Here is a 7,122-nt window from a genome sequence, read left to right on the forward strand (position 1 = left end):
AAAAAAGCATGGCGTGATGAGTGCGGATATTATTTTGCCGACAGCATTGGCTGCTGCCAATGCTGAAATTTCACGCAGTGAGTTATGGAACAAAGCGGAAGCTGCCGAGAAGCGAGTCGATGCGCGAGTGGCTCGCGAATGGCTGGTCAATCTACCTTATGAATTAAGTGAGCAAGACCGGAAAGAGTTAGCGCATCAGTTCGCCCAAACCTTAGCAGACCGTTACGGCACCATTGCCGATTGCGCCATTCATGAGCCAACTCAAAAAGAGATCGATCGGGGCGCAGACCCTCGAAACTTCCACGCTCATATCCTATTCACCACGCGCACCGCAGAACTTGACGGTAATCACGAGATCATACTAACCGACAAAGCCAGTATTGAGCTGTCAGATAATAAGCGGCGTTCGCTTGGCATGGCACGAGTGAGCCATGAGATCAAAGACGTTCGCCAAATATGGGAGCAGATCGCCAACGAAAAACTGGCCGAGCATGACCATAAACTGATTGATAGTCGCAGCTATGCCGCGCAAGGGATTGATATTGAGCCACAACTCAAAATGGGATCAGTCGCTACCAAGCTGGAACGTGACAAATACGAGCGAGAGCTAAGAAAAGCTGAACAAGCCGAAGCAGAAGGCAAGCATTACGAGATTGATAAAACGCCAGCAACACAGCTCGGCACCATCAACGAAATAATTAACGAGCGTAACGAGCTGGTATGGGGCGTAGAGCTTACCAAAAATCAGATCGTGAATGATGCTGCTGATGCCATCATCTTAAACGGTCATAAAATCAAAGATATTGAACACACCACATCGCCACCAAGCAGGACAACCGTAGCAGATGAACCCATCAAAAAGCCTGAACCAACATCTGCGCCAAAGCCTAAAGCACCCACGCTCGATGCTGTAGCAAAAGCCATGGCAATGGCGAAAGGGGTTGCCACTCGAAAAGCCGACGAACAGAAACAAAAAGAGTTGGCGCTGGAGCAGCAAAGGCAGCATGAGCTTGCTGAACAACAAAAACGTGAACAAGCCGAGCGTGAGCGCATTGAACAGGCACGAGCCGACAGAGCAAGGCAGCAGCAAGCGATAGCCGAGCAGCTGGAGCGCGAAAGTCAGCAGTTCATGGTAGATAAAAAAGCGCTGTATGCCGCTGTAATGGCAAAGTTAGAACAGCATACGCAGAAAGGGATTGATCCAGACAGCAAGGTAGGCAAACCCATTTTATCGATTTCAGTCGCTAATGAGATCACACACAGCCTCAATCAGTATATGGATAACCCAGATACCACACAGAGACAGCGCGAGCTTGCGCTAAATGAGCGTACTGCGTTAACGGACTTAGTGAACGACAAATCAACGCAAGCTTTGAGTGAGATTAAAAATCTACACTATACCAGTGATCGTAAAACGCACACAGCAGCTCTACAAGACGTTTTAACTGAATTTGCAGACAATCACGGGCAAAGCATCGATAAATCGCAGGAAAAAGCCCTAGAGAGCGCACAAAAAGCCATTTCAGACTACAGTAACGAGATTAACCGCAGCCGCAGCTATGGATTAGGAAGATAAAAAAATGTCAGAGATACCCAACCTTGAAGACTTGCTTACCGCTATTGCAACGCTTACCGAGCATAACACCGAATTGCTCACTCAAAGAGAAGAACAGTATCAAGCGATGGCAGCAAGAGACACAGCTACCGCCAAGCTTGTTAACGAACTAACTGCACAGCTCAAGGACTATCAGGAACGAGAAAATAAAATAAAATCAGCGATTGTTGCCGGTACAGCTAAAGAGGTTCGCTTAGAGGTTGCTGATCTTCTCAATTACTACTCTAACCGGCTAACCCAAGGCGTTGGTGGTCACGTTGAGCAAGCAAATATTCAGCTAGAAAGTACAATAGGTATAGCGAAGACACAGATAACCCAGCTGTCTAAATTATCAACTGAGATGAAAGGAACGTTTGATACTAACTTTAGCAGCTTAAAGCTTTTTTCTGAGAACTTTGAAGAACAAAACAAGAGCTTAGCTAATGACGCAAACATTGTTTTAAACAGTGTTAGAACTCAAGCAAAGAAAGGGGCAGAAAAGTATACAAAGGAGTTATCAGAGGAGTTTGCTAAATCACTGAGCTGGAAGGCTGCTGCTCTAATAGGTGGTATCTGTGCTTGTATATTTGCCCTGACGTTATTTTCTGTTTGGCTTATTGTACCTAGTAAAGCTGAAATAGCTGATCGTCAAGCTGAGTACAACCGTTTAGCAGCAGCTAAAGTGGCTCATAATGTGATTAAAGGTAAAGATGGTTACTATGCAAAAGTTAAAAAGCAATCCTGTTTTTTAGGTTCGGATAATGAACAGTACTGTAAATTTAGATAGATCAAAGCCTTTATCTTTTTAGTTAATAAAAAAGAAAAAAGGTTTTTAATGCTTTTAATGCTTTTAAAAGCTTTTACGTCCGCTACAGGGCTTGCCATTCATAGCTCTTAGACTTCATTCGACTACGTTTAGCGACCCATTCGACTACGTTTAGCGACCCATTCGACTACGTTTAGCGACCCATTCGACTACGTTTAGCGACTATTCGACTACATTGATTGAAAGTCGTAGTTTAATATGTTTATAATGTTTATGGCGTCCCTTAATGAGCAGAAATGATGAGTAAGCTAATTACCAAAGATAATAAATTAATAAATGCGAGTTATTCACTTGGCATACCTGAGCAGCGAGTTATCTTTTTGGCTATTGTTGAAGCTCGAGCGCAAGAACGAATGATTGATGCTAGAGGTGTGCTACAAATTCATGCAAGCAGTTATCAAGAACAATTTAAAGTGGAAAAACATTCAGCATACAAAGCTTTGAAAAGTGCTGCTAATGGCTTGTTTGAGTCTTATTTTGGGTATGATTATATTCACGAAAAGACAGGGAAGCCAGCGCATCGTGTCGTTAGGTGGGCGCAAGCAGTAAGCTACATAGAAACGGCTGGTATGATTGAATTACAGTTCACTGATGCCGTTATTCCACTAATAACAAGACTTAGCGAGCAATATACTGAATATGATTTAAAGCAGGTTAGCGAGTTGCAAAGCGAATATGCAATCAGGCTTTATGAGTTAATGATGCAATGGAAATCAGTTGGCAAAACAAACAAAATACCACTTGCTGAATTCCGTACAAAACTAGGCGTTGAGCCTGAACAGTATAAGAAAATGTGTAACTTCAAAGCTCGAGTGTTAGACCTTGCGATTAGTCAGATAAACGACTTCACCGATGTGACAGCCACATATGAGCAGCATAAATCTGGTAGGGCTGTCACTGGCTTTACATTCAAGTTTAAAATGAAGAAAAACGAAGAAAAAACTACTGCTAATATTGAAAGTGATAACAGCGACAGATCTACTATTGAAGGGCTAAATGACAAGCAACTAGGGCGTATCGCTCGGAACCCTAGCTTTATCGCTGATTATAATCATTTGGTCAGCTCTACTAGCCCAGCTGGACAAAATGCTACTGAATGGGAGTTTGAAATGACTAACCGTCTAAAAAAAGACCCTTCTCAGTTCAAGAAGCGTCCAATTAAAGATTACTTAGAGTATTAAGGCTAATGGTCTGTTATGAGTAGTTCCGCAAATACAGTCTGTTATAAGTGGTCTGTTAATAGGTTTGAAGGGCAAAATAGCTGGTTCCCTTGGGGTATACCAATTAATTTACTTTTTCTCATACGGCTGTCCTAAATAATTTTACTTATCTAGGACAGCCCCAAGTATTTTATTGATAAGATACTTAATAGACAATTTTTAATCACTGAGCCGCACCTATGATTTTTCCTAGAACCAAGTTAACCACCACTTTTTGCGTTATTTTCTTATCACCCATACTGCTTATAGGTTGCTACAAAATCCATAACACAACGAATCAACAAAATTCTCAAGTTCAAACATTACCTGAAGAAGATAGTGAGCTTATAAAACTAAACAGATTAGCCGAACAAGGCAATGCTGAAGCACAGTATAGACTTGGCTTGATGTATGACATGGGTGAAGACGTAAATCAGGATTATAGCAAAGCGTTTGAATGGTATGAAAAATCTGCTAATCAAGGACTCGCAAGTTCACAAAGTAAACTGGGTTCAATGTATCGTTATGGCAAAGGAGTAGAGGTAAATCATGCTAAAGCGAGTGAATGGTACTGGAAAGCCTATGAACAAGGAAATGAAGAAGCTCATTATCAGCTTGGCACGATATATATCTCAAACAAAGACAAACTTAGCCATTAAAAAAAACTACTCTTATGGCATATAAGCCAGTTTTTAATAGGATATACCCTAGTTAAGGTGGTTTCCCACTAAGGCTTATTCACTTGACCTAAAAATAGTATTGCGTCAGTTTTATTGTCTTTAATCATAAAAAGAAACGGGTGATCGGCTTTAAAAACAGGTGGTGGAGCAGAGGCAGATTCAGTAGATACTACAATGCCAGTCGCTGCCGCTGCTTCGGTGCCTTTTTCATCGACGATGACCACCGCCTGATGATAGATCTCATCTATCCATGTAGATAAAGGCTGATCAAACAGTTTGAAAGTAGCCTTGTCTTGATTAAAAGCAATGGGCATGCCCATATCTGACAGCATATCTTTCATGTCGTAGCGTTCTTTAAGCTTGAACTTTGGTAAGTGAAGGTTCACTTCTTGCGTAATTAAGTCTTTATTCCACTCTTTAATCTTATCAGCGCTTAAATCACGCACCAGCTGCTGCATGGCTGTCTTGTCTTTAGATTTTGGTAATATCACCAGCATAGATAAGTCATCACCCTTATAAGGCAATTGCACGACCTGCACCTGTTTGTCCTCGCTATAACCAAAATCCGCCTGTGTATGCATCATTTTTATATTAGGACTTGTACCCACATGGTTATAAAAAGGCTGCTCACTGGTGCTTTGAATATTGAATGGCGTTTTCCAATCGCCCTTAAAGTAAACGGCGTTGGTTAATACGGCGACCGTAATTTTTTTAATACTGCCTTTTGGCAGTAATTCAGGGATCAGCTGGTTGGTATGCTGAGCGATTTTTTTATTAATAATGAGGCGTGAAGGATCAGGATTATCTTCAAAATCAAGGTTAGTCACTTGACCCCCGTAATAACGTTGTACCGTATCTACGTAGGATTTAGTAGGTGTTAACCCTTGTTCCATCCATAAATCGTTGACCGTAGCAAGTTTATAATCAGGATTGGGTTTGTTAAATTGATTATAGAGCGCGGCGCTATTAGGATTAAGAACATCCATTGAGGGATAGTAAAAAGTTTTCTGAATTTGCTCTTTGGTTTCCCCTTCCGCTGCGGCATACAGCATGGCCATCGCCGTAGACAGGCTATAAGGCGAGAAAAATACGTTTTTATCTGCTTGGTCAGGTTGACCATTTATCTGCTGATACATAGCAACGGCAAATTGATTGTTGGCAGTAATGACTTTTTCGATGCCGTCTGAAGTAGAAGCGTCATCATCAGCAGCAATAAAATCAACCGGACTATCTGCTTGAGCGTCAGCGTTGCTTTTAGCTTTATCTGGTAAGTATGATTTATCTGAATTTGATGTGGTATTGGCTACGCTGTCAGTAGGTTTAGACTCTTTCATAGTGCTGTCACAGCCACTGACCACGAATAATAGACTACTGATAGCCAATGCACTTATGATACGGTTATGATGTGCTCTTTTAAGATAACAATACTGGTTATTCTTCATATCTGCTTCACTAATAATGTAGAGTTAAGATGATGCCATTCTAGTATCATCTCTATACAATCGTTTAGTGTAGTTTGGTAAGCGTGCTATATTTTCAAGGCTAATTAGGGGCTTAAACAGCAGATAGTTCGATGCCTGTATAGCGCACCGATCATGATTAGAATATGTATGATAAGTACACCATGAAGTACACTGTGACTGTTTCAACCAGTTAAAACGTTGATACTATTAGCCTATAGCCTTAGATTCAAGTCCTCACTAGGGTACCGAACTAGTTAAAGCACCTGCTTGGTTATTCTCATATCCTCTGTAACAATTATCTAGCTTATACCCCCACTTACGTAAAACCTAGAATAGTCTCCGAGTTTATTTGGTACAAATTATAAAGCGATAGATATCACAACATAGAGTCCAGAAAAACCAGAGCAATATAGCAGCACATGAACCCAAGCCGATAACAATAGTGCCTATTCTAATACCGCCATCTAGACCCCCATTCCAAATATGAGGTGCAATAGGTGGACCCATCGTAGCAATAAACGCCAAGAAAAAGCCTAGCATTACTATAAACCCTGTAATTGCAAGGCGTATCACTATTACTAATATGTTATCAACCCATGTATCATTCTTCTTATGCTCTAGAAACTTAAACATGACCATCCTTTTTTTTGGCTACTTAACTCTTAATTGCTTTAAGTTCCTTTACCAAATCTGCCATTAAATCCTTATCCGTCTGTCTGGTCAGGAAATTCAATAGATTGTCAGCCGTATATTCTTTCAAACCATCTACTGAATTATTCTCTAAAGCATCTACCAAAAAAGCACCAAGTAATATTTTTTGTCGTGTTAGCTTCTTATCTAACTTCTGCTTCTCCCTATTTATTTTAAGCTCAAGCTCATTAATCTTCTGCTGTTCCTTTAAATCATTACCACCTAGTAATTTTATGTCATATCTTTGATTATTAAATTTTTTACTTCTCTGACTATAGCAACTTCGCCAGACTCTAACAATCCACTATGATATAGTTAATTGATGGATGGTTGCGTCCCACTGACTAAGTGCGAGTTTTCGACTTTACAAATGTTTATCCCTACCGGTCACACATTTATAAAATCAAAACATCGGCAGGGGCAAACCCCCACACCCCCAGCACTACGAAAAGACGTAGTGCTAAAAACCAAAAATCTGAGCTTATAGAAATGGCTATTTTTATCGCATCGACTAAATCAATATCACGAGGTAAGGGACAAAGTGCCGTTGCCAGTGCCAGCTATCGCGCAGGTGTTGAGCTTGAAGATAAGCGATACGGCAAGACCCACGATTATTCAAAAAAGCATGGCGTGATGAGTGCGGATATTATTTTGCCGACAGCATTGGCTG

The 7,122-nt window shown here is 40.9% G+C and carries 6 protein-coding genes; 5 read left to right on the forward strand and 1 reads right to left on the reverse strand.

The genetic code is table 11. The features are described from left to right. From EI164_RS13485 to EI164_RS13500, 4 genes are all read left to right on the forward strand, one after another. A partial coding sequence (locus EI164_RS13485) for a MobA/MobL family protein (protein ID WP_192520453.1) occupies positions 1-1,576 on the forward strand: 1,576 nt, incomplete at its 5' end. Positions 1,577-1,580: 4 nt separating this feature from the next. Further along, positions 1,581-2,381, forward strand: coding sequence for a hypothetical protein (locus EI164_RS13490; protein ID WP_192520454.1), 801 nt, complete (start codon positions 1,581-1,583; stop codon positions 2,379-2,381). Positions 2,382-2,659: 278 nt separating this feature from the next. After that, positions 2,660-3,601 (forward strand): replication initiation protein RepM, encoded by a 942-nt coding sequence (repM, locus tag EI164_RS13495; protein WP_225739300.1) that lies wholly within the window; start codon positions 2,660-2,662, stop codon positions 3,599-3,601. A 218-nt stretch (positions 3,602-3,819) separates the two neighbouring features. Continuing rightward, positions 3,820-4,278: a tetratricopeptide repeat protein gene (locus EI164_RS13500; protein WP_192520455.1), complete on the forward strand. Its 459-nt coding sequence runs from the start codon at positions 3,820-3,822 to the stop codon at positions 4,276-4,278. A gap of 68 nt (positions 4,279-4,346) precedes the next feature. On the opposite strand, the gene EI164_RS13505 is transcribed toward EI164_RS13500, so the two are convergent. Continuing rightward, a complete protein-coding gene (locus EI164_RS13505) occupies positions 4,347-5,741 on the reverse strand; it encodes a serpin family protein (RefSeq protein WP_192520456.1) in 1,395 nt (464 codons plus the stop codon). A gap of 1,200 nt (positions 5,742-6,941) precedes the next feature. Here EI164_RS13505 and EI164_RS13510 point away from each other — a divergent pair. Next, the coding region (locus EI164_RS13510) for a MobA/MobL family protein (RefSeq protein WP_192520368.1) at positions 6,942-7,122 on the forward strand (181 nt) is incomplete at its 3' end.

It is taken from the genome of Psychrobacter sp. FME13 (genome assembly GCF_014861395.1).
Taxonomy (GTDB): Bacteria; Pseudomonadota; Gammaproteobacteria; order Pseudomonadales; family Moraxellaceae; genus Psychrobacter.